Below are 24,275 nucleotides of genomic sequence, written 5' to 3' on the forward strand. Positions count from 1 at the left end.
GCCGCCTCATTTCCGGCCGGTCCGGACGGGCAGCCCCGCCGCCTCCCCCGCCGTGCGCAGCACGTCCCGCAGCATCTCGGGGGTGAGCTTGCCGGTGAAGGTGTTGCGCTGGCTGACGTGGAAGCAGCCGAAGAGGTCGAGGCCGTCGAGCGGCACGCGCGTGCCGTGTGCGAAGACGGGCCGCGGCCGGGGCACCGTCCAGCCCGCCTCGGCGAACGCGGGCAGCGCGGCCTGCCAGCCGAAGGCGCCGAGCACGACGACCGCGCGCAGGGTCGGCCGCAGCAGCGCGAGCTCCTGGACCAGCCAGGGCCGGCAGGCGTCCCGCTCCCCCGGGGTGGGCTTGTTCTGGGGCGGGGCGCAGTGCACTGGCGAGGTGACGCGGACGCCGTACAGCTGGAGACCGTCGTCGGCGGTGACGGAGGTGGGCTGCGAGGCCAGCCCCACGTCGTACAGCGCCCGGTACAGCACGTCCCCGGAGCGGTCGCCGGTGAACATACGGCCGGTGCGATTGCCGCCGTGGGCCGCTGGCGCGAGCCCGACGATCAGCAGCGAGGCGTCGGCGGGCCCGAAGCCGGGCACCGGCCGCGCCCAGTACGTCCAGTCCTGGAAGGCGGCCCGTTTGGTCCGCCCGATCTGCTCCCGCCACTCCACGAGGCGAGGACATGCGGCGCACCCGGCGACCCGGGTGTCGAGCTCGGCCAGGCTGTTCATGCCTCAACGGTATGACCACCGGATGGGCGGACACCGAGCGGCAGGTCCGCCCGTCCCGGCACATGCTGGAGTCATGGACGTGCAACCCCCTGTCGTCGTGCTTCCGCCGCAATCGGACGGCGGACGGCGTGTGACGATCCGCGGCGAGCGCGTCGGCACCGCGTACAACCTCTTCGACGTACTGGACTTCCTGCACGGTGCGGGCCTGCCCGCCGAGGAGGACCAGGCCGTCGACGACCCCGAACTGATCGAATGGCGTGGCGGCGGGCCGTACGAGTGGAACGGCACGACGTAGCCGCCGGGCGCACACTGGGGACAACGGGCCATGCGCCATGAGCCGAACCTGGAGGTGGGCCATGAGCACCCTCGAAGAACACGTCGATGTCGGAGTCCCGATCGACCAGGCCTGGGACAGCCTCCACCGGGTGGAGAACTATTCGCGCTTCGTGGAGGGAGTGCGGGGCGCCCATACGGAGGCGGAAGGGCGAGCACATCTGGACGTCGAGGCCGGCGGCCGACCCCGTGAATTCGAGGCCGAGCTCTCCGACCGCCGCGGGGAACGCGTGATGGAGTGGCACACCATGGGCGCCCCCGAGCTGACGGGCTCCTTCTCCCTGCAGCCGATCGACCGGACCCACACCCGGGTCCAGGCACGCCTTGAGTACGACCCCGACGCCCTCAGGGCGGAATTCGGCGGTCCCAGAGGATTCGCCCAGGCGAGCACGATCGAGAGGCTCGTCCGCACGGATCTGCAGCACTTCAAGAAGTACGTGGAACGCGGGCGGTGACGCGCGCCGCCGCGTGGACACAGAAATCCATCCGGTTCAACCGCTTCGGGGGACTAAGGTCGGGAGCATGGCTCCCGAAGCTGACGAGGAGAGGGGCGGGCCGGGCTCCGCAGCGCAGGCGGCTCCCCAGGCCGACGGCCCCGAGGCAGTCGATCCCGAGGCCGTCGATGCCGCAGCGGTCGACCCCAAGATCGCCGCGGCCATCGCCGCCGCAGAGGCCGCCGGCCCGGCGGACGGCGCGACCGTGCGGATCGACAGCTGGATCTGGGCCGTACGTCTGGCCAAGACCCGCTCGCTCGGCGCGGCCGCCTGCAAGGGCGGGCATGTGCATGTGAACGGTGAACGCGTGAAGCCCGCGCACACCGTGCGGATCGGCGACGAAGTGCGCGTACGGCAGGAGGGCTGGGAGCGGATCGTCATCGTCAAGCGGCTGATCCGCAAGCGGGTCGGCGCCCCGGTGGCCGCCCAGTGCTACGTCGACAACTCCCCGCCCCCGCCGCCCCGCGAGCCCTTCGCCCCGGCAGGCATCCGCGACCGCGGCACGGGCCGCCCGACCAAGCGGGACCGCCGCGACATGGAGCGCCTACGGGGCCTGATGGGCGGCGGTACGGCACGTCCCGGCGGGCACTGACCCGGGCACACGGAGGTGGCGTCCGGCTCGGACCGGACGCCACCTGCGTCGTCGGGGCTCACACCCGTCGTCGTACGAGCTTGAGCAGTTCCCTGGTGGAACCCCGCCGAGCCCAGGCGATGAGGGCCAGCGGCACGATCAGGATCAGCGGGGTCGCGGCGTTCTCACCGCCGAAGACGACGACCTGGACGAAGAACGCTCCGACCATCAGGGCGCTCAGTGCGATCGCGGCCACCGACTGCAGCACCGGGATCAACAGGGCCACCGCACCGGCCAGTTCGAGGGCGCCGATGGTGTACATGCCCGCGCTGCCCCAGCCGATCTTGTCGAAGGCGTCGACGGCGTAGGAGTTCCCGATCAGCTTGGGCAGGGCGCTCGCGATGCCGTAGAAGAGGGCGAGCAGCACCTGCACGGTGCGCAGGGCGATCCGGGCACGGCGGCCTCGGGCGGTCGCGGACTCGGCGACGACGGGGACGGAAGCGACGCGGGCGGTGGTCTCGGACATCTGGTTCTCCTGTGGTGAGCGGTTCGTCGTGCTGTCACAGGGGTAGACCGGCCGCCGCTGCGGAACTCATCGCCGCAGAGCGGAATTTCGCGCCACCGTAGAGCCGGAGCACCGTGGAGCCGTACAGCCTTGGAAGGAACTAGAGCGGGAACCACCCGTGCCCGATGTACCAGTGCCGGCCCGCCCTCAGGTGGTCCCCGACCGCCCGCTCCACCGCCGTACGCCGGGGCAGGCTCTCGACCGCCAGCTCCGGGTCGCCGAACACGAACTGGACCGGTTCGGAGTCGGCCGGCTCCCGGTCCTCACGGGCGACCCGGAAGCGGTCCTGGAACCGCACGATGTTGGAGTCCGCCGACAGATACTCCTTCAACTGCGGGTCCAGCAGCCACGAGTGGCACAGCGCGGCCCGGTACTTCTCCTCGGGATAGTGCAGCGTGAAGAACTCCGCCGCCAGTGCCAGCGAGCGCTCGCAGGCCGCCGGTGACAGCGGGCCGAGGTAGTCGGGGATGTGGACGTTCAGACAGGGCGTGCCGGGTGCCACGTCCAGACCGGCCGACGCGAGCACCCGTGACGTGCGCTGTCCGTGCCGTGCCCGCTCGAACTGCAGCCGCCCCAACTGGTACAGCTCGCCCCGGAAGTGGTGGGTGAGCCACCAGGGCGCCTGTACGCCGGCCCGGCGGTGCCGCCTGCGATGCACGGCCATGTTCCGTCCGAGGTCGGCGAGGGTGCGCCGGGAGACGTCGTCCGGGACGCCCCGCGCACGGTGGTACGCGCGCGTGTACGGCAGCGCGGCCACGAAAACGTACACGGGGAAGCAGCGCTGCAGTGGCCCGGACGCCCAGTCGAGCTGGGGCAGGTCGACCGCGCCGCCGATCTCCCCCATGCCCCGGACGAGTTCCTCCACCGACGCCTCCAGGACGCGCAGCAGCTCCGGGTCGTCGGTCACCCGTCGGCCCATCCGTACGAGTTGGTTGATGTCCTCGTGCGGTACGGCGAGGTCCAGCAGCACCTCGGCCAGCTCATCGGCATGCGGCAGCATGCGGCGACCCCCTAGTCCCGTTCCCCTTGGTGAACGTCCGTCCCGAAGAGTACGTTGCAAACAGGAGCGGTGATCCCGATGCGTACAGGCAGTGAGCCGACGACCGCGCGCAGTGCACTGCGGGCGCGTTTCTGGCTGAGCGTGTGGGGGCTGGTCTGGGCGATCTTCGGCACGGCCGCGTTCGCCCTGGTGGGGCGCCCCGGGTGGGCGGCCGCCTGCGGTGTGCTGTGGCTGGTGATCACGGTCGACATGACCGTCATCCTCAAGCACATCCGCGAGGGCCCGCACTACCAGCCGGGCCGGGACGTCCCCCCGTACCGGCCGCCGGAGAGCCGGCCCCGCTGACAGCCTGTGAACAAGCTCCGCCCCGTGCTCACGGACCCGTGCTCACGACTCGAACCGCGCCGCCTTCAGGTACTGCGGGTTGGGGTCCAGCGCGGCCGCAAGTCTGAAATGGCGCTTGGCCTGCTCGGTCTCCCCGCGGCGCTCATAGGTCCGGGCGAGCGCGAAGTGCGCGAACGCGTTGTCCGGCTCGCGCTCCAGGACGATCGTGAACTCCAGCTCGGCGGGCCGCAGTTGTGCGGCGGCGAAGAAGGCACGCGCCCGCAGCAGCCGGGCGGCGGTGTTCTCCGGGTGCGCGGCGATCACTGAGTCGAGCAGCTTCACCGCGCCCCGCGGGTCCCGTGCGTTGAGCAGCTGCTCCGCGGCACGGAAGTCGATGACATGCGTCTCCGGAGTACGTCCGGTCGAACCGCTGGTCTCGGGCACGGCAAAGTCCTTCCCTCACTCGAGGGTTTCAACGCCCCGCACAGGAACCGTTATTCCTGGGCCGATTGATGTGTACCGGATGATTCGGACGCCGACTGCGCTCTTCGTACGAGGTCCGCCCAGACGTCCTTCACCCGGCGCTCCAGCTCCTCCAGCGGTACGTCGTTGTCGATCACGACGTTTGCGATCTCCCGGCGCTTCTCACGGGTCGCCTGGGCGGCCATACGCGCCCGTGCGTCCTCCTCGGTCATGCCGCGCAGCCGTACGAGCCGGTCGAGCTGGGTCTCGGTGCTCGCGTCGACGACGATCACGACGTCGTACAGCGGGGCGAGGCTGTTCTCCGCGAGGAGCGGCACGTCGTGGACGACGACCGCGTCCCCGGCGGCGGCCGCCTCCAGCTCGCGGGACCGCGCGCCGACCAGCGGGTGCACGATCGAGTTCAGCACGGCCAGCTTCTCGGGGTCGGCGAAGACGACCGAACCCAGCCTGGGCCGGTCGAGGCTGCCGTCCGGGGCGAGCACGTCCTTCCCGAAGGCATCGACAACCGCGGCCAGCCCGGCCGTCCCCGGCGCGACGACCTCGCGCGCGATGCGGTCGGCGTCGATCAGCACGGCACCGCACTGGACGAGCAGCCGCGACACCTCACTCTTGCCGGCACCGATCCCGCCGGTCAGGCCCACTGTCAGCATGACGGGAAGCTTAGGGCCTGCCACCGACAGCGGAGCCGCCGGAGGTCAGTTGTCGCCCTCGCGCTCCGCCAGGAAGCGCTCGAACTCGAGGCCGATCTCGTCCGCCGACGGGATGTCGACGGGCTCGGCGAGCATGTTGCCCCTGGTCTCGGCGCCCGCGACGGCGTCGTACTGGTTCTCCAGGCCCGAGACGAGGCTGGTGAGCTCCTCGTCGCCCTCCTGGATCTGCCGGTCGATCTCCGTCTGGGTGCGGAGGGCGTCCGTGCGCAGGGAGTGCGCGATGCCGGGGAGCACCAGACCGGTGGCCGCCGTGATGGCTTCCAGGACGGTCAGGGCCGCGTCCGGATACGGGGACCGGGCGATGTAGTGCGGGACGTGCGCGGCGACTCCGAGAACGTCGAACCCGGCCTCCATGAGGCGGTACTCGACCAGGGACTCGGCGCTGCCGGGGACCTGCGCCTCGTCGAAGGGGCTGCGGTGGCCCGGGACCAGGTCGTTGCGGTTGCCGTGCGGGGTCAGGCCCACCGGGCGGGTGTGCGGGACGCCCATCGGGATGCCGTGGAAGTTCACCGACAGACGCACACCCAGCCGCTCCACGATCTGCTGGACGGCCGCGGCGAACCGCTCCCACTCCACGTCCGGCTCGGGTCCGGACAGCAGCAGGAAGGGCGCCCCGGTGGCGTCCTGGACGAGCCGCACGTCGATAGTGGGCTCCTCGTACTCGGTCCACCGGTCACGCTTGAAGGTCAGCAGCGGGCGGCGGGCGCGATAGTCGACGAGCCGGTCGTGGTCGAAGCGGGCGACGACCTGGTGGGGCTGCGAGTCGAGCAGCCGGTCGACGATCTGGTCGCCGGTCTCGCCCGCGTCGATGTATCCGTCGAAGTGGTAGAGCATGACAAGGCCTGCCGACTCCTGGGCGAGCGCCATGTCGACGACGGCCAGGCCCTTCGGCTCCCATGCGTACAAACCCTGCGGATCAAGCACTGTGACCGCTCCTCCTCGTGTTCGTACGTTCCAACGCCCCCTGGACCAGGGGCATTCCCACCCGGACCCGTGATCAGCCATCTCTTACGCCCTTCTCATGGCCAGGGGCTTACGTCTTCCTCATCACCAAGGGGGCGGGCAACCACCCTTTAAGGGGCGCGGGGAACTGCGCGACAAGCCCCCACAGACCCGCAGCCGAAAGACAACCCAGGGCAGCACTGAGGGGCCGCACCTCGAAAGGTACGGCCCCTCAGTCAGGAGCTACTGCTCAGTGAGCGTTCAGCTCTGGCCGCCGGCCAGCTTCTCCCGCAGAGCGGCAAGCGCCTCGTCGGACGCCAGCGCACCGGAGGTGTCCGCACCCTCGGAGGAGTACGAGCCGCCACCGGCCGCGGCCGGAGCCGCACCCGCAGCGTCCCCGCCCTCGGCGGCAGCCGCAGCGTCGGCCTCGCGGCTCTTGATGACCTGCTGCTGGTGCTGCTCGAAGCGCTGCTGCGCCTCGGCGTACTGGTGCTCCCACGCCTCGCGCTGGGTCTCGTAGCCCTCGAGCCAGTCGTTGGTCTCGGGGTCGAAGCCCTCGGGGTAGATGTAGTTGCCCTGGTCGTCGTACGACGCGGCCATGCCGTACAGGGTCGGGTCGAACTCGACCGTCGCCGGGTCGGCACCGAAGGCCTCGTTGGCCTGCTTCAGCGAGAGGCTGATGCGGCGGCGCTCGAGGTCGATGTCGATGACCTTGACGAAGATCTCGTCGTTGACCTGGACGACCTGCTCCGGGATCTCCACGTGGCGCTCGGCCAGCTCGGAGATGTGGACCAGACCCTCGATGCCCTCGTCCACGCGGACGAACGCACCGAACGGAACCAGCTTGGTGACCTTACCCGGGACGACCTGACCGATCTGGTGGGTCCGGGCGAACTGCTGCCACGGGTCTTCCTGGGTCGCCTTCAGCGACAGGGAGACACGCTCGCGGTCCATGTCGACGTCGAGGACCTCGACGGTGACCTCCTGGCCGACCTCGACAACCTCGGAGGGGTGGTCGATGTGCTTCCAGGAGAGCTCGGAGACGTGGACCAGACCGTCGACGCCACCCAGGTCCACGAAGGCACCGAAGTTGACGATCGAGGAGACCACACCGGAGCGGACCTGACCCTTCTGCAGGGTCGTGAGGAACGTCTGGCGGACCTCGGACTGGGTCTGCTCCAGCCAGGCACGGCGGGACAGGACCACGTTGTTGCGGTTCTTGTCCAGCTCGATGATCTTGGCCTCGAGCTCCTTGCCCACGTAGGGCTGGAGGTCGCGGACGCGGCGCATCTCGACCAGGGAGGCCGGGAGGAAGCCACGGAGGCCGATGTCGAGGATGAGACCACCCTTGACGACCTCGATGACGGTACCGGTGACGATGCCGTCCTCTTCCTTGATCTTCTCGATGGTGCCCCAGGCACGCTCGTACTGGGCGCGCTTCTTCGAGAGGATCAGGCGGCCTTCCTTGTCCTCCTTCTGGAGAACAAGGGCTTCGATCTCGTCACCGACGGCGACGACCTCGTTCGGGTCGACGTCGTGCTTGATCGAGAGCTCGCGGCTCGGGATGACACCTTCGGTCTTGTAACCGATGTCGAGCAGGACCTCGTCCCGGTCGACCTTCACGATGACGCCGTCGACGATGTCGCCGTCGTTGAAGTACTTGATCGTCTCGTCGATCGCGGCGAGGAAGGCTTCCTCGTTACCGATGTCGTTGACCGCAACCTGCGGGGTGGTGGCGGTGGTCTCGGTGCTGCTCGTCATGTGGGAAAGGGCTCCGGTACGGACATTGAGTCGTAGGTACTGCTACGCCGGGAGCCCGTATCGCTCTGAAGAAGCCGGACAGCCAAGGAAGCGCCCCAACAGATAACTGGAGAACCAGATACTGGTGATGGCGCCTCGACAACCGAGGGGACATACAACAGATGCGAGCGCAGCCTGCTACGTCTGAGGTGCGCAGGCTCGCAGCGCAACTTGTAGCATACGGGGGCAGCCGGACAGGGTCAATGCGCGAACGCGCACACCCGGGGCGGATCGCCGCATACCCGGCACAAGAACTGTCTCCGGAGGCCACGCAGGCCTGAGAGACCTCTTCCGTGACACCGTCGAAAGGCCGACTGCGTCATAAGGGTGACGGAAGAGTACGACGAGGGAGCCGATCATCCAAGAGCCCACTTCTTCCGATTCCGCGTTCGAGCCGGAAGCCGCCCGGCGCGCGTCCGACGTCACGGAGAGCGCCCGCGCCAACCGGGGCTGGTGGGACCGGAACGCGGACGAGTACCAAGTCGAGCACGGCACGTTCCTCGGCGACGACCGTTTCGTGTGGGGTCCCGAGGGCCTCGACGAGGTGGAGGCGGAGCTGCTCGGCCCGCCGGAGGAGCTGAAGGGCAGGGACGTCCTGGAGATCGGCGCCGGTGCGGCCCAGTGCGCGCGCTGGCTGGCCGCCCAGGGTGCCCGCCCGGTCGCCCTGGACATCTCCCACCGCCAGCTGCAGCACGCGCTGCGCATCGGCGGAACGTTCCCTCTGGTGTGCGCCGACGCGGGTGCGCTGCCCTTCGCGGACGGTTCCTTCGACCTGGCGTGCTCGGCGTACGGGGCGCTGCCGTTCGTCGCCGACCCGGTACGGGTCCTCACGGAGGTGCGGCGGGTGCTGCGCCCGGGCGGGCGTTTCGTCTTCTCGGTCACGCACCCCATCCGCTGGGCGTTCCCCGACGAGCCGGGCCCCGAGGGGCTGTCCGTCTCCGCCTCCTACTTCGACCGCACGCCTTACGTCGAGCAGTACATCGAGAACGGAGTCGGCCGTGCGGTCTACGTCGAGCACCACAGGACGCTCGGCGACCGGGTCCGGGACATCGTCGCGTCGGGTTTCCGGCTGGTGGACCTGGTCGAGCCGGAGTGGCCGGCCTGGAACACGTCCGAGTGGGGCGGCTGGTCGCCGCTCCGCGGGAGTCTGATCCCGGGGACCGCCGTCTTCGTGTGCGTACGAGACTGAGTGCGTGATCCGTTACGACGCCCTGGACGCGCTGCCGGTGCGCGGTGCGCTGCCCGCCCTGAATGACGCGTTGGAGGGGCACGGGACCGCCGTTCTGGTGGCGCCGCCCGGCACCGGCAAGACGACGCTGGTGCCGTTGGCGCTGGCGGGGCTGCTGGACGGCGGGCCGGCGCGGCGGGTGGTGGTGGCCGAGCCGCGGCGGATCGCGGCGCGGGCGGCGGCGCGGCGGATGGCGTGGCTGCTGGGCGAGAAGGCCGGCGAGAGCGTCGGGTACACCGTGCGCGGCGAGCGGGTCGTCGGGCCACGCGCGCGCGTGGAGGTCATGACGACCGGTGTGCTGCTGCAGCGGCTGCAGCGCGATCAGGAGCTGGCGGGCGTGGACGTGGTGGTGCTCGACGAGTGCCATGAGCGGCATCTGGATGCGGACACCGCGGCGGCCTTCCTGTGGGACGTGCGGGAGACGCTGCGGCCGGAGCTGCGGCTGGTGGCCGCGTCGGCGACCACGGACGCGCAGGGGTGGGCGCGGCTGCTGGGCGGGGCGCCGGTGGTCGAGGCGGACGGTGTCTCGTATCCGGTGGAGGTGGTGTGGGCGCCTCCGGTGCGGCCCGTGCGGCCGCCGCACGGCATGCGGGTCGATCCGGCGCTGCTGACGCATGTGGCGTCGGTGGTGCGGCGGGCGCTGGCCGAACGGGACGGGGACGTGCTGTGTTTTCTGCCGGGTGTGGGCGAGATCGCGCGCGTGGCGGGGCAGTTGGGGGACCTGGGTGATGTCGAGGTGCTCCAGGTGCATGGGCGCGCACCGGCCGCCGTACAGGACGCGGTGTTGTCCCCCGGCGCCCGGCGCCGGGTGGTGCTGACGACCTCGGTGGCCGAGTCTTCGCTGACGGTTCCGGGGGTGCGGGTGGTCGTCGACTCCGGGCTGGCGCGGGAGCCGCGGGTCGATCACGCGCGTGGGCTGAGTGCGCTGACGACGGTACGGGCCTCGCAGGCGGCCGGGCGGCAGCGGGCGGGGCGGGCCGGGCGGGAGGCGCCGGGGGCGGTGTACCGGTGCTGGACGGAGGCCGAGGACGCCCGTCTGCCGCGTTTCCCGTCGCCGGAGATCAAGCTGGCCGACCTGACGACGTTCGCCCTGCAGGCGGCGTGCTGGGGCGATCCGGACGCGTCGGGGCTGGCGCTGCTGGATCCACCGCCGGGCGGGGCGATGGCGGCGGCACGGGCCGTACTGATGGCCATCGGGGCGGTGGACTCCGTCGGTCGGGCCACCGAGAGGGGGTTGCAGCTGGCCCGGATGGGACTGCACCCCCGGCTGGGGCGGGCGTTGCTGGATGCCGGTCCCGATCGGGCTGCGGAGGTTGTCGCTCTGCTCAGCGAAGAGGCACCGCGGGGGTACGGGGATGATCTCGCCGGTGCGTTGAGGGCTGCTCGGCGCGGGGGTGACGCCTATGCAGGACGGTGGCGGGCCGAGGTTCGGCGGCTGCGGGCCGTCTCGGGGGAGTCTGCCCACCCGCCCACCCGGCACCGCCCTGCGGAAGTCGTGACCGTCGCGGCTTCGCGGAGTGCCCTGGGCGATGAAGGCCTCGTCGGCCTCGTCGCCGCCCTCGCTTTCCCCGAGCGTGTCGCCAGAGCCGACGGCGGTTCCCACCTCATGGTCTCGGGCACCCGCGCCGAGGTCGCCGAGGGCACCGCGCTCCGTGGCGCGCCCTGGATCGCCGTCGCCGTCGCCGATCGGCCCGTCGGGCGCGGGCACGCGCGTGTGCAGCTCGGGGCGGTCATCGACGAGGAGGTCGCCCGGCTCGCGGCGGGTGCTCTGCTGGAGCAGGTGGACGAGGTGCACTGGGCCGACGGGGATGTCGTCGCGCGACGCGTCGAGCGGCTGGGGGCGATCGAGCTCGCGGTGCGGCCCCTGGCGGACGCCGACCCCGTACTCGTACGCACTGCGCTCCTCGAAGGGCTGCGGCAGGAGGGGTTCGGGCTGCTGCGGTGGTCACCGGATGCGCTGGTGCTGCGGCAGCGGCTGGCGTTCCTGCGTCTGCATCTGGGGGAGCCGTGGCCCGACGTGTCCGGTGATGCGCTGCACGCGCGCGTGGACGAATGGCTGGAGCCCGAGCTGAGCCGGGCCCGGCGGCGGGCCGACCTCGCGCGGATCGACGCGGGCCAGGCACTCAACCGCCTGTTGCCTTGGGCGTCCGGGGAGGCCGGGCGGCTCGACGGGCTGGCCCCGGAGCGGATCGCCGTACCCAGTGGGTCCAGGATCCGGATCGACTACGGCAACCCCGAACAGCCCGTGCTCGCCGTGAAGTTGCAGGAGATGTTCGGGCTGCACGAGTCGCCCGCCGTCGCGGGGGTGCCGTTGCTCGTGCATCTGCTCTCCCCCGCCGGTCGGCCCGCCGCCGTCACGGCCGACCTCGCCTCCTTCTGGAAGGACGGCTACAAGGGCGTACGGGCGGAGCTGCGCGGACGGTATCCGAAGCATCCGTGGCCCGAGGATCCCGCGAGCGCCGAGCCGACGCGGCACACCAACGCGCGGCTCAGGCGGTGACCGGTTCCGGAGCCGAGGACTCGGCCGGTTCCGGGTCGGCCGGGCGGCGGCTGCGGGCCTCCAGCCACAGCGACAGGGCGAGCAGCAGGACGCCGAGGATCAGGAAGCCCCAGGGCAGGTAGGACGTCATCAGCAGGACCAGGGTGCGGTTGGACTTGACCAGGGCGACCGTGTGCTTGATGTAGTCCTCGCGCATCTTCACGTCGCCGGCGAACGCGGTCACCTTGTCGCGGTCGCCGAGCAGGGTGCCGCCGCGGAGCTCCTCCTTGTGGAGCTCTTCGCCGTAGACGGGTGCGCCGGTGACGGGCTCGACCCAGAACCTGCGCACGGTGGTGTACCAGATGGCCGTTCCGGTCTTGGCCAGCGATGCCTGGGTGATGCCCTTGACGGGCATGGCCTTGGGGAAGTGGACCTTGGTCCAGGGGATGGTCTGCTCGAAGTAGTAGACCGTCAGGCCGCGGAAGTTCCGGGTGCCCTTGTAGTGGATGGGATGGGTGGTGCGGGTCTGGGCGTCGAAGTACTCGTAGTCCCGTTTCTGGGTCAGGAAGGGCCACTTGAACTCGATGCCGTCACGCCTGACGGGGTCGCCGTCGACCATCTCGCCGGTGGCGTGGACCGGGGCCTGGCTGTGGGCGTCGAAGATGTAGCGCTCGGGGATCTTGGAGACCATCTTGCCGTCGGGGCCCTGGACGTAGGAGAGGCCGTCCCAGACGACGACGTCCCGGCCTGCCGTCTTCTCGATCTGCTTGGCGGCCTCCACGTTGCCCTTGAGGGTCTGCACGATGGTGACCTTGGGGACCGTGCGGGCCTTCATCGTGCCGTAGTCGAGGAGGGTCGCGTTCTTCGCCTCCAGGACCATGTCCTGGTACTGGTTGGCCGGGATCTTGGCCAGGCGCGGGAAGGCGTACCAGCGCAGCAGCGGGGACAGTGCCGCGAAGAACACGGCGAAGGCGAGCAGGACCAGACTGGCCTTGCGGCGCATCTCGGCCTCCCTCACGGGCGGTTACGGGTGTGCGGGCACCGTCGTCAGCAGCGGCTTCGGGGATGTGCTGCCCGTCGGTGTCCCCATCGCGGTGATCGTGAGGATCAGCGCGAACGCGACGGCGAGACCGGTCGCGGCGGCGATCAGGGCGCGCATGCCTGCCTCCCGACGGACTGGAACACGGACTGGAACTGATACATCGTCAGGTCCGGCACCGTAGCAACGGGTGGGCGAGATGAGAACACGTTGCACACAACGACGGCGAATTACGCGGAGGGACTGGGCGACGGGCTGGGGCTCGCCGAGGAGTCGGCCGCGGCCACGGTCAGCTGGACGTCGAGGGTGGCGCCGCCCGCGGTGGTGATGCGGAGCAGGAAGGTGCCGGTGTTGTCGTCGGCGTACAGCTTCGGCAGCGTCAGCAGGCCCTTGGCGTCCGTCTTCAGGCCGGTCAGGGTGCGGACGGTCTTGCCGTCGGCGTCCTTGAAGTAGGGGCCCTTGTCGTTCTCGGTCGGGTCGAGCACCGACTTGATCAGGGTGGCGGTGACCGCGACCTTGTCGGCGACGGCGCCCTTGTAGCTGGCCTTCACCTCGGCCTGGTCGGCGAACTCGCCGCCCGGGGTGCAGGTCAGCGCGGTGTCGCTGGTGCGGACGAGGCTGTCGGCGACGCGCTCGGTGACGGTGGCCGGGTAGTCGAGGCCGGTGACCGCACGCCCCACGACGGTGGCGCGGACGGTGAAGTCGCCGGTCGTCTCCCCCGCCTGCAGGGTGGGGGCGACGGCCACGCCGGAGCTGTTGGTGACGACCGTGGCGACGCTCTCGCCGCCGGTGAAGGTGGTGTCGGTGTCGCCGACGACGGTGAAGCGGACCCTGACCTTGCCGACGGCCTTGCCGGCCTTGGTCACGGCCTTGGTGCTGATCTTCTTGGTGAACGCGTCGCCGGCCATCGCGGTGAGCTTCGCGGTGCCCGCGTCCGCCAGGTGGTCCACCGTGTCGGTGGGCGTGGGCGACGGGCTGCTCGGCGTCGACGGGGTGCCGGGCGTGCTCGACGGCGGTGTACTGGGGCTCGGGGAGCCGGGAGTCGTCGGCGTCTTCGAGGGCGGCGTGGGCGACGGCTTGGGATTGGCCTTCTGATGGTCGTCGCTACGGCCCGAGGGGACCTTGCCGGTGCCGTCCGGGATCTCGTGGGTGCCCTTGCGGTAGTACTCCAGCCACGACAGGACGAGGTTCAGATAGTCCTGCGAGTTGTTGTAGCTGAGGATCGCGCGGTTGAGGTCGGCCGGGACGGACAGGTCCAGGTTGTTTCGGCACAGGTAGTGGCCGGCGGCGAGGGCGGCGTCGTAGACGTTGTTGGGGTCCTTGACCCCGTCGCCGTTGCCGTCGCGGCCCGCCCATGCCCAGGTGGACGGGATGAACTGCATGGGGCCGACGGCCTGGTCGTAGGAGCTGTTGCCGTCGTACTTGCCGCCGTCGGTGTCCTTGATCAGCGCGAAGCCGTTGCCGTCGAGCTGCGGGCCGAGGATCGGGGAGAGCGTGGTGCCGTCCGCGCTGACGCGGCCGCCGCGGGCCTGGCCCGACTCCACCTTGCCGATCGCGGCGAGCAGTTGCCAGGGCAGGTTGCAGCCGGGCTTGGAGGAGCGCAGCTCGGTCTCGGCCTTCTTGTAGGCGTCGAGGACGGTGGCCGGTATACCCGCCTCGGCCGCGCCCTGCGCCACGGGGGTGCCTGTGGCGCCTGTGGTCGGCGAGGGGCTCGGACTGTTGAGCGGCGGAAGATCGGTGTAGTACGGCGAGTTGCCGGTCGCGGCGCCGTCGTCGGCGGTCGCATCGGGTGAGGGCTGCGCTTCCGAGGCGGTCTGTCTGCCGTGGTCGTCGGCCGTGACACCCGGAGCCTGGGACGCGGACAGGGCAGCGACCGCGGCCGCTGCCACGGCTGTGGTTGCCGCTCCTTTGGCCAGCCTTCTGCCGAATTGCGCCGCCATAGAGTGAACCCCTCCCGTGGACGCACCTACGTCCGTCTTCGTCTCCCGGGCGCGTGCTGCGCCCGCCCTGTTGTGACGATCGACCCGGCGTTCGGGTTGCCCTCGTATCGCTCTCTTGTCCCTGTCGGGTCGCTCTGTTCATCTGTTCGACCGAGCTGCCCGGCGCGGTGACCCAGGCGACCCTACGACAACTTGCTTTCCACGGGGACCCGTTCGCGCCCGATATTCACCAGTTGGCCGCGTTCGATTCGGGCAGAGTTGCGGTACGCATACTGGACCGAAGTGATCGCCTGGACTGCCCGCCCGGGCAACGTCCCGTGTGAGGAGCCCAGTTGCCGTTCACCCTGAGCCATGCGGCCGCCGTACTGCCCGCCGTGCGCTTCGACGGAACCGGCCGAGGTCGGCTGATTCCGGCCCTGCTCGTGGCCGGTTCGTTCGCGCCCGACATGACCTACTACGCGGCGAGTGCGGTGCCCGGGGCGATGGAGTTCGGGGACGTCACGCACTCCTTCCCGGGCGTCTTCACTGTCGACGTGCTGGCGACCTGGGCGCTGGTCGGGCTGTGGCTGCTGGTGCGCGAGCCGCTGGTGGCACTGCTGCCGCGGACCTGGCAGCCGCGCCCGGCGGCCCTGCTGCACTGCGAGGCACCACACGCGCGTGTACGGCCGTCCCTGGTCGCGTGGTGGTACGTGTCCGCGGCACTCGGCGCACTGACACACGTCGTGTGGGACGCGTTCACGCATCACCACGGGTGGGGCACAAGGCTGTTTCCCGTGCTGGGACGGGAGCTGCGAGGGTCTCCCCTGTACTCGTACCTGCAGTACGTGAGTTCGGTGGTGGGCGCGGTGGTGATCGCGGTGTGGGTGACGCGGGCGCTGCGGCGGGTGCCGGCGGACCCGGTTTCGCGTGCGGTCCCAGTGTTGTCGGTACGGGACCGGTGGTGGGCCTGTGTGGTCATCTGCGGGTGTGCAGGGGCCGTGGCCGTGGAGCGGGCGGCGCGGTGGTGGGCGTATTGGGGCGCGACGGCCAAGCCCTGGGAGCTGATTCCTGCGGTGTGCTTCGGGGCGGGCGCGGGGCTGGTGCTTGGGCTGCTGCTGTACGTGGCCGGGGTGCGGGTGTGGCGCCCGGTGCCGGCCGCCGGGGAACCGGAGCGGGTCAGCGTGGAGCAGGGCCGTCCGGCCGGTCGGTGAGGGTGCCTGCGGTCACGATGAACACGGTGAAGGTGCGGGCGGAGCGGGAGCGGCGGACGCGGACGACGAGTCCGGCCAGATAGCTGCGGCCCAGGCCGGCCCACAGCCGCCAGGTGGGCGGCTCCGTGGGGCCCGTCCGGGGCCGGTGCAGTCGGCGCCGGAGGTCCGCCGCCGTACGGCGCAGGACGACGGCGAGGTCGGTGGGGATGCGGGCGGTGCTTGCGCGGGCGGCGAAGGCCGGCACCAGCAGGGCGGGCACAGCGGACGCCGTCTCGGCACCCGCCTGCGCTCTCGCCGGCCGGCGGTTGAGCATGCGTATACCCATGCCCGCATCCTTACGGGACAAAGGCGGTGGGGGCCTTTCCGCGGGGGCCACCTGAGTGACGCCCCCCCCAGCGCCCCAAAGGGGCGCGGGGAACTGCGCGACCAGCCACAAAGATGGCCGCAGACGAAAGCCGCCCCACCACCGGAGGCTAATGCGCCGCCGACTCCCAGTCCGTGCCCACACCCACCGAGACGCCGAGCGGGACGCTCAGATGCACAGCGTCGGCCATCTCCCGGCGGACGATCTCCTCCACCGCGGCGCGCTCCCCCGGAGCGACTTCCAGGACGATTTCATCGTGGACCTGAAGAAGCATGCGGGACGTGAGGCCCGCCCCCCGCAGCGCGTCGTCCACCTTGAGCATGGCGATCTTGACGATGTCCGCCGCGGTGCCCTGGATGGGCGCGTTCAGAGCCATGCGCTCGGCCGCCTCGCGGCGCTGACGGTTGTCGCTGTTGAGGTCGGGGAGGTAGCGGCGGCGGCCGAAGAGCGTGGCCGTGTAGCCCGTGGCCCGCGCCTCGTCGACGACCCGGCGCAGATAGTCCTGCACACCGCCGAAGCGCTCGAAGTAGGTGTCCATCAGGACGCGGGCCTCGGCCGGATCGATGTTCAGCTGCCCCGACAGACCGAAGGCGGAAAGGCCGTACGCCAGGCCGTACGACATGGCCTTGATCTTGCGGCGCATCTCCGCGTCGACGTGCTCCCGGTCGACCCCGAAGACCTGCGCGGCCACCGTGTTGTGCAGGTCCTCGCCGGAGGCGAACGCCTCGATCAGGCCCTCGTCCTCGGAGAGGTGGGCCATCACGCGCAGCTCGATCTGGCTGTAGTCGGCGGTCATCAGGGACTCGAAGCCCTCGCCGACGACGAAGCCGCGGCGGATCGCGCGACCCTCGTCCGTGCGGACCGGGATGTTCTGCAGGTTCGGGTCCGTCGACGACAGTCGGCCCGTCGCGGCGACCGTCTGGTTGAAGGTGGTGTGGATGCGGCCGTCCGTCGCGATCGTCTTGATCAGGCCCTCGACGGTGACCCGCAGTTTCGCCTGCTCGCGGTGGCGGAGCATGACAACCGGCAGTTCGTTGTCCGTCTGGGTGGCGAGCCAGGCCAGGGCGTCGGCGTCCGTGGTGTAGCCGGTCTTGGTCTTCTTCGTCTTCGGCAGGCCCAGCTCGCCGAAGAGGACCTCCTGGAGCTGCTTGGGCGAGCCGAGGTTGAACTCGTGGCCCGCCGCCGCGTGCGCCTCCTTCACCGCCTGCTGCACGGCGCCCGCGAACATCTGCTCCATGGCCTCCAGGTGGGCCCGGTCCGCCGCGATGCCGTGCCGCTCCAGGCAGGCGAGGAGGACGGAGGTGGGCAGCTCCATGTCGCGCAGCAGGTCCGCGGCGCCGACCTCCTCCAGCCGGCCCCGGAAGGCCTCGCCGAGGTCGAGGATGGCGCGGGCCTGCACCATGAGGGCCTCGGCCTCCGCGCCGTCGTCGGCACCGAAGGCGAGCTGGCCGTCGGCCGCGGCGGCGGGGGCCAGCTCACGGCCCAGGTACTCCAGGGACAGCGCGTCCAGGTCGAAGGAGCGGCGGCCCGGCTTGACCAGGTAGGCGGCCAGCGCGGTGTCCATCCGGACACCGGTGACGGACCAGCCGTGCTCGGCGAAGACACGCATGGCGCGCTTGGCGTTGTGCAGGACCTTGGGGCGGTCCCCGGCGGCCAGCCAGGCCGCCCACGCCGTCTCGTCGGCCTCGTCCAGCTGGGACGGGTCGAACCAGGCGGCCGGTCCCCCGGCGGTGGCGAGCGCGACCTCGGCGACCGAGCCGGTGCCCAGCGCCCAGGTGTCGACCGTGGCCACGCCGAGCGTCTCGCCGCCGTGCTCGGCGAGCCAGCCGGCCAGCTCGCCCGTGCCCAGCACCGTCCCGTCCAGCTCCACGCCGGCGGCGGCCACCGGCGTCGCCCCGGCCTCCTCGCCGCCCGGGTCCACGGCGAGCAGCCGCTCACGCAGCGAGGGGTTCCTGATCTCCAGCGTGTCCAGGACCATCGCGAGGGCCGTGCGGTCGTACGGAGCGCGCTCCAGGTCGGCGACCGCCTTGGGCAGTTCGACGGTGCGCACCATCTCGGTCAGGCGGCGGTTGAGCTTGACGGCCTCCAGGTGGTCGCGCAGGTTCTGCCCGGCCTTGCCCTTGACCTCCTCGACGCGCTCGACCAGCTCCGCGAACGAACCGAACTGGTTGATCCACTTCGCGGCGGTCTTCTCGCCGACCCCGGGGATGCCCGGCAGGTTGTCGGACGGGTCGCCGCGCAGGGCCGCGAAGTCGGGGTACTGCGCGGGCGTCAGCCCGTACTTCTCGAAGACCTTCTCCGGAGTGAACCGGGTCAGCTCGGAGACGCCCTTCGTCGGGTACAGCACCGTCGTGTGCTCGCTGACCAGCTGGAAGGAGTCGCGGTCGCCGGTGACGATCAGCACCTCGAAGCCCTCGGCCTCGGCCTGGGTGGCGAGGGTGGCGATGATGTCGTCCGCCTCGAAGCCGTCGACCGCGAACCGCGCGGCGTGCATCGTGTCGAGGAGCTCGCCGATCAGCTCGACCTGCCCCTTGAACTCGTCCGGGGTCTTCGAGCGGTTCGCCTTGTACTCCGTGAACTCCTCGGAGCGCCAGGTCTTCCGGGAGACGTCGAAGGCCACCGCGAAGTGGGTGGGCTCCTCGTCACGCAGGGTGTTGGCGAGCATCGACGCGAAGCCGTAGATCGCGTTCGTCGGCTGGCCCGTCGCGGTCGTGAAGTTCTCCGCGGGCAGCGCGAAGAACGCGCGGTAGGCCAGGGAGTGCCCGTCCATGAGCATGAGGCGGGGCCGGTTGCCGCCGGAGGTCGTCTCGGTCTTCTTCGATGCTGTCTCTGCCACGAACCCGATCCTGCCACGAGCCACTGACACTCAGACCTCCGCACGCCCCCACGCCCTCGCTCCGCACACCCCGACGCCCCCTCTCCGCACGCCCTGGCACCCTCGCTGTCACCGGCGCGTGCGAGGATCGAAGTGGTAGCTCGCACGTGTCTGTGAAGGAGAGTGCGCGATGGCGACGAAGCCGCCCAAGGGTGATCCGGTCCAGGACGCGCCGCAGGTCGCCGAGCCCAAGCACGCCGCGGCGGGGCTGCCGGCCATCGGGCACACCCTGCGCATCGCCCAGCAGCAGATGGGCGTGAAGCGGACCGCGCTGACGCTGCTGCGCGTCAACCAGAAGGACGGCTTCGACTGCCCGGGCTGCGCCTGGCCGGAGCCGGACCACCGGCACAAGGCGGAGTTCTGTGAGAACGGCGCGAAGGCGGTCGCCGAGGAGGCCACCCTGCGCCGGGTCACCCCGGAGTTCTTCGCCGCGCACTCCGTCGCCGACCTCGCCGGCCGCAGCGGCTACTGGCTGGGCCAGCAGGGGCGCCTCACCCACCCCATGCATCTCCCCGAAGGGGGCACCCACTACGAGCCGGTGAGCTGGGAGCGCGCCTTCGACATCGTCGCCGAGGAGCTCGCCGCCCTCGGCTCCCCCGACGAGGCCCTCTTCTACACCTCGGGCCGCACCAGCAACGAAGCAGCCTTCCTGTACCAGCTGTTCGCCCGGCAGCTCGGCACGAACAACCTGCCCGACTGCTCCAACATGTGCCACGAGTCGTCCGGTTCGGCACTGAGCGAGACGATCGGCATCGGCAAGGGCAGCGTCCTGTTGGAGGACCTCTACAAGGCCGACCTGATCATCGTCGCCGGCCAGAACCCGGGGACGAACCATCCGCGCATGCTCTCCGCCCTGGAGAAGGCCAAGGCGAACGGCGCGAAGATCATCAGCGTCAACCCGCTGCCCGAGGCCGGCCTGGAGCGGTTCAAGAACCCGCAGACCCCGCAGGGCATGCTCAAGGGCGCGGCACTCAACGACCTGTTCCTGCAGATCCGCATCGGCGGCGACCAGGCCCTCTTCCGTCTCCTCAACAAGCTCATCCTGGAGACCGATGGCGCGGTCGACGAGGAATTCGTGGGCGAACACACCCACGGCTATGAGGAGTTCGCGGCAGCCGCCAAGGCCGCCGACTGGGACGAGACCCTCGCCGCGACCGGTCTCACGCGCGCGGAGATCGACCGCGCCCTGAAGATGATCCTCGCCTCGAAGCGCACCATCGTGTGCTGGGCGATGGGCCTCACCCAGCACAAGCACTCCGTGCCCACCATTCGCGAGGTCGTCAACTTCCTTCTCCTGCGCGGCAACATCGGCCGCCCGGGCGCGGGCGTGTGCCCGGTGCGCGGCCACTCGAACGTGCAGGGCGACCGCACCATGGGCATCTTCGAGCGCCCCGCACCCGCCTTCCTGGACGCCCTGGAGAAGGAGTTCGGCTTCGCCCCGCCGCGCGAGCACGGCTACGACGTCGTCCAGGCCATCCGCGCCCTGCGCGACGGCAAGGCGAAGGTGTTCTTCGCGATGGGCGGCAACTTCGTCTCCGCCTCCCCCGACACCGACGTCACCGAGGCAGCCATGCGGCGCGCCCGCCTCACCGTGCACGTGTCGACGAAGCTCAACCGCTCGCACGCCGTCACGGGCGCGCGTGCCCTCATCCTGCCCACCCTGGGCCGCACCGAGCGCGATCTGCAGGGCAGTGGCGAGCAGTTCGTCACCGTCGAGGACTCCATGGGCATGGTGCACGCCTCCCGAGGCCGCCTGGAGCCCGCGAGCACCCATCTGCTGTCCGAACCGGCCATCGTCTGCCGCCTGGCACGCCGTGTGCTCGGCGAGGACAGCACCGTGCCGTGGGAGGAGTTCGAGAAGGACTACGCCACCATCCGCGACCGCATCGCGCGCGTGGTCCCCGGTTTCGACGACTTCAACGCGCGCGTGGCCCACCCCGGCGGCTTCACCCTCCCCCACGCCCCGCGCGACGAGCGCCGCTTCCCGACGGCGACGGGGAAGGCGAACTTCACCGCGGCGCCCGTCGAGTACCCCAAGCTCCCCGAGGGCCGTCTGCTCCTGCAGACGCTGCGCTCGCACGACCAGTACAACACCACCATCTACGGCCTCGACGACCGCTACCGCGGCATCAAGAACGGCCGCCGGGTCGTCCTGGTCAACCCCGAGGACGCACGGGCGCTCGGAGTGGCCGACGGGTCGTACGTCGACCTGGTCGGCGAATGGAAGGACGGCGTGGAGCGCAGAGCGCCCGGCTTCCGCGTCGTGCACTACCCGACGGCACGCGGCTGCGCGGCCGCGTACTACCCCGAGACCAACGTCCTGGTCCCCCTGGACTCCACCGCGGACACCAGCAACACCCCGGCCAGCAAGTCCGTCGTCGTACGTCTGGAACAATCGGCAACCGACTGAGCGTTTGCTCAGGCAGGCTGGACGAGTGATCAGGACGAACGGAGCCGGGCCCATGGGTGAGCAGCAGTACGTGAAGTTCCCGCAGAAGGTCATCGACGAGTACGCCGCACTCGGCGTCGACCTCCCGGCCCTGTTCTCCGCCGGACACCTCGGCACCCGCATGGGCGTGGAGATCCTAGAAGCCTCCGCGGACCGCGTCGTCGGCACCATGCCCGTCGAGGGCAACACCCAGCCCTACGGACTCCTGCACGGCGGCGCCTCCGCCGTCCTGGCCGAGACCCTCGGCTCCGTCGGCTCGATGCTGCACGGCGGCAGCTCAAAAATCGCAGTCGGCGTCGACCTGAACTGCACCCACCACCGCGGCGTACGCTCCGGCCTGGTCACCGGCGTGGCCACACCCGTGCACCGCGGCCGCTCGACCGCCACGTACGAGATCGTCATCAGCGACGAGGACGGACGGCGCGTCTGCAGCGCACGGCTGACCTGCCTGCTGCGCGACGTCCGGCCCGGCGACGGAGCACACATCGGCGCCGCCGGCTGACCCACCCGCCCGAAGCAGCCGCCGAGCCACTCACTCACCACCGGCACCTTTCCCGGCCCACCCCCCTCACCTACCGTTTCCTCATGAGGCTGCGGTCATGAGTGGCATCGGCCCCGTCGAACCCGTCAACACGGCCGAGACGGACGACAGTTACGACATCATCGGCGCCGATGCCCCACGCCTCGCCGACCGGCTCACCGCCCGCTGGCACACCCTGCCGGCGCGGACCCGCCGAACAGCCCTCGCCACCGCCGTGATCACCCTCAGCACCATCGCCATCCTGCTCGCCCCGACCGCCGGCAGCCCCGACCACGCCGACCCCTACACCCCCATGCCCTGGCCCGCCAACGTCACCGAATGGCGCTACCTCGGCACCGCCGCACCCCTCAACTCCCATGCCACCAGCGGCCTTTTCGACTTCGAGGTGTCGGTCGACAACGGACCCCCCGTCACGCTCACCGTCGCCGACGCCGCCTTCGCCGGACTCACCGCACACGCCACACCCGAACCCGACTTCACCGTCCTCGCCGGCACCAGCCGCCGCATCACCGTCGAGATTTCCGTATCCGACTGTTCAGGACTCCCCCTGAAAGCCGACCTACCCTTTCTTGACGTAACGCTGCGTAACACGCGCGCAATACAGCACCACAGTTTCATCTTCGACGGCGCCTACTCCAGGGACCTTTCCAAGCTGCTCCACCGGGCCTGCCGCACCCGAACCCCCGCGCAGCACCCACGGCCAACCGGAAGTGCACGTTCTCAGAATGCGGACTGAACGGAAATTCCGCCAAAACGGCCGAGACCCCTCTCCCCACCAGCCCGTCCTCCATCACGTCATAACAAGAAAGTCACAAGCCAGCTCACGGCGATGCCCCTGCCAGCACACCGGGCTTAGAGTCACGGCCAGTCACCGCTCCATCGGGAGTTCGGTACCAGCCCGGCACCACCGCCCCCCACAGGGGACGACGTGACTGCTGAAAGGACTGATTGTGCGACAGCGTTCCTTGGTGATACTTACCTCCGTTCTTGCGACCGGAGCTCTGACTCTCACCGCCTGCGGCTCCCGCGACAACAGCAGCGGCAAGAGCGGCGACAGCGGCTCCAGCAGCACCTTCACCATCGGTGTCGACGCCCCGCTGTCCGGCGAGAACTCCAACACGGGCCTGGGCATCCAGTACGGCTCCCAGATCGCCGTCGACGACGCCAACAAGAACAACTGGGTCCCCGGCGTCAAGTTCAAGCTGAAGGCCTACGACGACAAGGCCCAGCCCGCCACCGGCCAGTCCAACGCCACGTCGATCACCGGCGACAAAACCGCCATCGGCGCCGTCGGCCCGCTGAACTCCGGCGTCGCCCAGTCGATGCAGCAGGTGTTCGCCTCCGCCAACATGGTCGAGATCTCCCCCTCGAACACCAACCCCCAGCTGACCCAGGGCAAGAACTGGCAGACGGCCAAGTCGCGGCCGTACAAGACGTACTTCCGTACCGCCACCACCGACGAACTGCAGGGCAGCTTCGCCGCCGACTACGCCTACAACGGCCTCAAGAAGAAGAAGGCCTTCGTCGTCGACGACAAGCAGACCTACGGCGCCGGCCTCGCCAAGATCTTCAACGAGAAGTTCACGGCCGCCGGCGGCAAGGTCGTCCAGACCGACCACGTCAACGCCGGCGACAAGGACTTCGGCTCCCTCGTCACCAAGATCAAGAACTCCGGCGCCGACCTCCTCTACTACGGCGGCCAGTACGACGAGTCCGCGCTGATCACCAAGCAGCTCAAGGACGCCGGCGTCAAGATCCCGCTGTTCGGCGGCGACGGCATGTACGCCACCGCCTACACCGACGTCGCAGGCAAGCAGGCCGAAGGCGACCTCGCCACCGCCATCGGTGTCCCCGCCGACACCCTCCCCGCCGCCAAGACGTTCATCTCGACGTACAAGGCCAAGGGCTACAAGGGCGACTACCGCGGCTACGGCGCCTACGCCTACGACGCCACCACCGCCATCATCAAGGCAGTGAAGGCCGTCAAGGACGCCAACGGCGGCAAGCTCCCCAGCGACATCAACGACCTCCGCTCCAAGATCGTCGACGAGGTCGGCAAGTCCGACTTCCAGGGCATCACCGGCAAGGTCTCCTTCGACCAGTACGGCGACACCGGCAACAAGCAGCTCACCGTCTACCAGGTCGTCAACGGCGAGTGGAAGGCCGTCAAGACCGGCACCGCCAGCTGACCCCTCAGCACAGCACAACCGCACCACGGGCCGCGCGGAAGGAGGACC

General features: G+C 70.3%; 23 protein-coding genes. 11 read left to right on the top strand and 12 right to left on the bottom strand.

Features of this window, described 5'->3' with window-relative positions:
• Positions 1 to 6 precede the first annotated feature (6 nt).
• Positions 7 to 711 carry a uracil-DNA glycosylase gene (locus P2Q00_RS08825; protein WP_275771207.1) on the bottom strand — a complete coding sequence of 235 codons (705 nt, stop codon included), beginning with the start codon at positions 709 to 711 and terminating at the stop codon, positions 7 to 9.
• Between the two features lie 73 nt (positions 712 to 784).
• Here P2Q00_RS08825 and P2Q00_RS08830 point away from each other — a divergent pair, with 73 nt between their 5' ends.
• From P2Q00_RS08830 to P2Q00_RS08840, 3 genes are all read left to right on the top strand, one after another.
• On the top strand, positions 785 to 1,006 hold the full coding sequence (locus P2Q00_RS08830) for a hypothetical protein (protein ID WP_275771209.1): 222 nt from the start codon (positions 785 to 787) through the stop codon (positions 1,004 to 1,006).
• Positions 1,007 to 1,067: 61 nt separating this feature from the next.
• Positions 1,068 to 1,499 carry an SRPBCC family protein gene (locus P2Q00_RS08835; protein WP_275771210.1) on the top strand — a complete coding sequence of 144 codons (432 nt, stop codon included), beginning with the start codon at positions 1,068 to 1,070 and terminating at the stop codon, positions 1,497 to 1,499.
• A gap of 67 nt (positions 1,500 to 1,566) precedes the next feature.
• Positions 1,567 to 2,130 (top strand): RNA-binding S4 domain-containing protein, encoded by a 564-nt coding sequence (locus P2Q00_RS08840; RefSeq protein ID WP_275771212.1) that lies wholly within the window; start codon positions 1,567 to 1,569, stop codon positions 2,128 to 2,130.
• A gap of 58 nt (positions 2,131 to 2,188) precedes the next feature.
• Here P2Q00_RS08840 and P2Q00_RS08845 read toward each other — a convergent pair whose 3' ends face one another.
• Both P2Q00_RS08845 and P2Q00_RS08850 read right to left on the bottom strand, forming a co-directional pair.
• Positions 2,189 to 2,635, bottom strand: coding sequence for a DoxX family protein (locus P2Q00_RS08845; protein ID WP_275771213.1), 447 nt, complete (start codon positions 2,633 to 2,635; stop codon positions 2,189 to 2,191).
• Between the two features lie 139 nt (positions 2,636 to 2,774).
• Entirely contained in the window at positions 2,775 to 3,674 is a 900-nt protein-coding gene (locus P2Q00_RS08850) for an acyltransferase domain-containing protein (RefSeq protein WP_275771214.1), read from the bottom strand.
• A 78-nt stretch (positions 3,675 to 3,752) separates the two neighbouring features.
• Here P2Q00_RS08850 and P2Q00_RS08855 point away from each other — a divergent pair, with 78 nt between their 5' ends.
• Positions 3,753 to 4,019: a DUF6343 family protein gene (locus P2Q00_RS08855; RefSeq protein ID WP_275771216.1), complete on the top strand. Its 267-nt coding sequence runs from the start codon at positions 3,753 to 3,755 to the stop codon at positions 4,017 to 4,019.
• A 42-nt stretch (positions 4,020 to 4,061) separates the two neighbouring features.
• Here the strand turns inward: P2Q00_RS08855 and P2Q00_RS08860 are convergent, their stop codons facing one another.
• The 4 genes from P2Q00_RS08860 to rpsA all read right to left on the bottom strand — a co-directional run bounded on the left by P2Q00_RS08860 (position 4,062) and on the right by rpsA (position 7,894).
• Positions 4,062 to 4,442 (bottom strand): tetratricopeptide repeat protein, encoded by a 381-nt coding sequence (locus P2Q00_RS08860; protein ID WP_275771217.1) that lies wholly within the window; start codon positions 4,440 to 4,442, stop codon positions 4,062 to 4,064.
• Between the two features lie 50 nt (positions 4,443 to 4,492).
• A complete protein-coding gene (gene coaE, locus P2Q00_RS08865) occupies positions 4,493 to 5,131 on the bottom strand; it encodes a dephospho-CoA kinase (RefSeq protein ID WP_275771219.1) in 639 nt (212 codons plus the stop codon).
• A 45-nt stretch (positions 5,132 to 5,176) separates the two neighbouring features.
• Positions 5,177 to 6,115: a PAC2 family protein gene (locus tag P2Q00_RS08870; RefSeq protein WP_275771220.1), complete on the bottom strand. Its 939-nt coding sequence runs from the start codon at positions 6,113 to 6,115 to the stop codon at positions 5,177 to 5,179.
• 279 nt (positions 6,116 to 6,394) lie between these two features.
• Complete coding sequence (rpsA, locus tag P2Q00_RS08875) at positions 6,395 to 7,894, bottom strand: 30S ribosomal protein S1 (protein ID WP_275771221.1); 1,500 nt, start codon at positions 7,892 to 7,894, stop codon at positions 6,395 to 6,397.
• Positions 7,895 to 8,291: 397 nt separating this feature from the next.
• On the opposite strand from rpsA, the gene P2Q00_RS08880 reads away from it, so the two are divergent.
• Both P2Q00_RS08880 and hrpB read left to right on the top strand, forming a co-directional pair.
• The gene (locus tag P2Q00_RS08880) at positions 8,292 to 9,122 is read left to right on the top strand and encodes a class I SAM-dependent methyltransferase (protein WP_425579537.1); all 831 of its coding nucleotides are present in this window, start codon (positions 8,292 to 8,294) and stop codon (positions 9,120 to 9,122) included.
• A gap of 4 nt (positions 9,123 to 9,126) precedes the next feature.
• On the top strand, positions 9,127 to 11,661 hold the full coding sequence (gene hrpB / locus P2Q00_RS08885) for an ATP-dependent helicase HrpB (protein ID WP_275771222.1): 2,535 nt from the start codon (positions 9,127 to 9,129) through the stop codon (positions 11,659 to 11,661).
• Here hrpB and pgfA read toward each other — a convergent pair.
• The 3 genes from pgfA to P2Q00_RS08900 all read right to left on the bottom strand — a co-directional run bounded on the left by pgfA (position 11,651) and on the right by P2Q00_RS08900 (position 14,619).
• Positions 11,651 to 12,643: a cell envelope lipid trafficking protein PgfA gene (gene pgfA / locus P2Q00_RS08890; protein ID WP_275771224.1), complete on the bottom strand. Its 993-nt coding sequence runs from the start codon at positions 12,641 to 12,643 to the stop codon at positions 11,651 to 11,653. The genes hrpB and pgfA overlap by 11 nt on opposite strands.
• 21 nt (positions 12,644 to 12,664) lie before the next feature.
• Positions 12,665 to 12,799, bottom strand: a complete 135-nt coding sequence (locus P2Q00_RS08895; RefSeq protein ID WP_275771226.1) for an SPW_0924 family protein — start codon at positions 12,797 to 12,799, stop codon at positions 12,665 to 12,667.
• A gap of 110 nt (positions 12,800 to 12,909) precedes the next feature.
• Positions 12,910 to 14,619, bottom strand: coding sequence for a lytic transglycosylase domain-containing protein (locus P2Q00_RS08900; protein ID WP_275771228.1), 1,710 nt, complete (start codon positions 14,617 to 14,619; stop codon positions 12,910 to 12,912).
• 332 nt (positions 14,620 to 14,951) lie between these two features.
• Here P2Q00_RS08900 and P2Q00_RS08905 point away from each other — a divergent pair, with 332 nt between their 5' ends.
• A complete protein-coding gene (locus P2Q00_RS08905; protein ID WP_275771232.1) occupies positions 14,952 to 15,809 on the top strand; it encodes a DUF4184 family protein in 858 nt (285 codons plus the stop codon).
• Here P2Q00_RS08905 and P2Q00_RS08910 read toward each other — a convergent pair.
• Together P2Q00_RS08910 and polA are read right to left on the bottom strand one after the other, a co-directional pair.
• A complete protein-coding gene (locus P2Q00_RS08910) occupies positions 15,775 to 16,134 on the bottom strand; it encodes a hypothetical protein (protein WP_275771234.1) in 360 nt (119 codons plus the stop codon). The genes P2Q00_RS08905 and P2Q00_RS08910 overlap by 35 nt on opposite strands.
• A 148-nt stretch (positions 16,135 to 16,282) precedes the next feature.
• Complete coding sequence (polA, locus tag P2Q00_RS08915) at positions 16,283 to 19,009, bottom strand: DNA polymerase I (protein ID WP_275771236.1); 2,727 nt, start codon at positions 19,007 to 19,009, stop codon at positions 16,283 to 16,285.
• A 169-nt stretch (positions 19,010 to 19,178) separates the two neighbouring features.
• On the opposite strand from polA, the gene P2Q00_RS08920 reads away from it, so the two are divergent.
• From P2Q00_RS08920 to P2Q00_RS08935, 4 genes are all read left to right on the top strand, one after another.
• The gene (locus tag P2Q00_RS08920; protein ID WP_275771237.1) at positions 19,179 to 21,458 is read left to right on the top strand and encodes an FdhF/YdeP family oxidoreductase; all 2,280 of its coding nucleotides are present in this window, start codon (positions 19,179 to 19,181) and stop codon (positions 21,456 to 21,458) included.
• Between the two features lie 52 nt (positions 21,459 to 21,510).
• Positions 21,511 to 21,999, top strand: coding sequence for a PaaI family thioesterase (locus P2Q00_RS08925; protein ID WP_275771238.1), 489 nt, complete (start codon positions 21,511 to 21,513; stop codon positions 21,997 to 21,999).
• Between the two features lie 97 nt (positions 22,000 to 22,096).
• Positions 22,097 to 22,774 (top strand): hypothetical protein, encoded by a 678-nt coding sequence (locus P2Q00_RS08930; protein ID WP_275771239.1) that lies wholly within the window; start codon positions 22,097 to 22,099, stop codon positions 22,772 to 22,774.
• A gap of 229 nt (positions 22,775 to 23,003) precedes the next feature.
• Positions 23,004 to 24,227: a branched-chain amino acid ABC transporter substrate-binding protein gene (locus P2Q00_RS08935; protein WP_275771865.1), complete on the top strand. Its 1,224-nt coding sequence runs from the start codon at positions 23,004 to 23,006 to the stop codon at positions 24,225 to 24,227.
• Positions 24,228 to 24,275 lie beyond the last annotated feature (48 nt).

The sequence above is a fragment of the Streptomyces coacervatus genome (genome assembly GCF_029223485.1).
Classification (GTDB): domain Bacteria; phylum Actinomycetota; class Actinomycetes; order Streptomycetales; family Streptomycetaceae; genus Streptomyces; species Streptomyces coacervatus.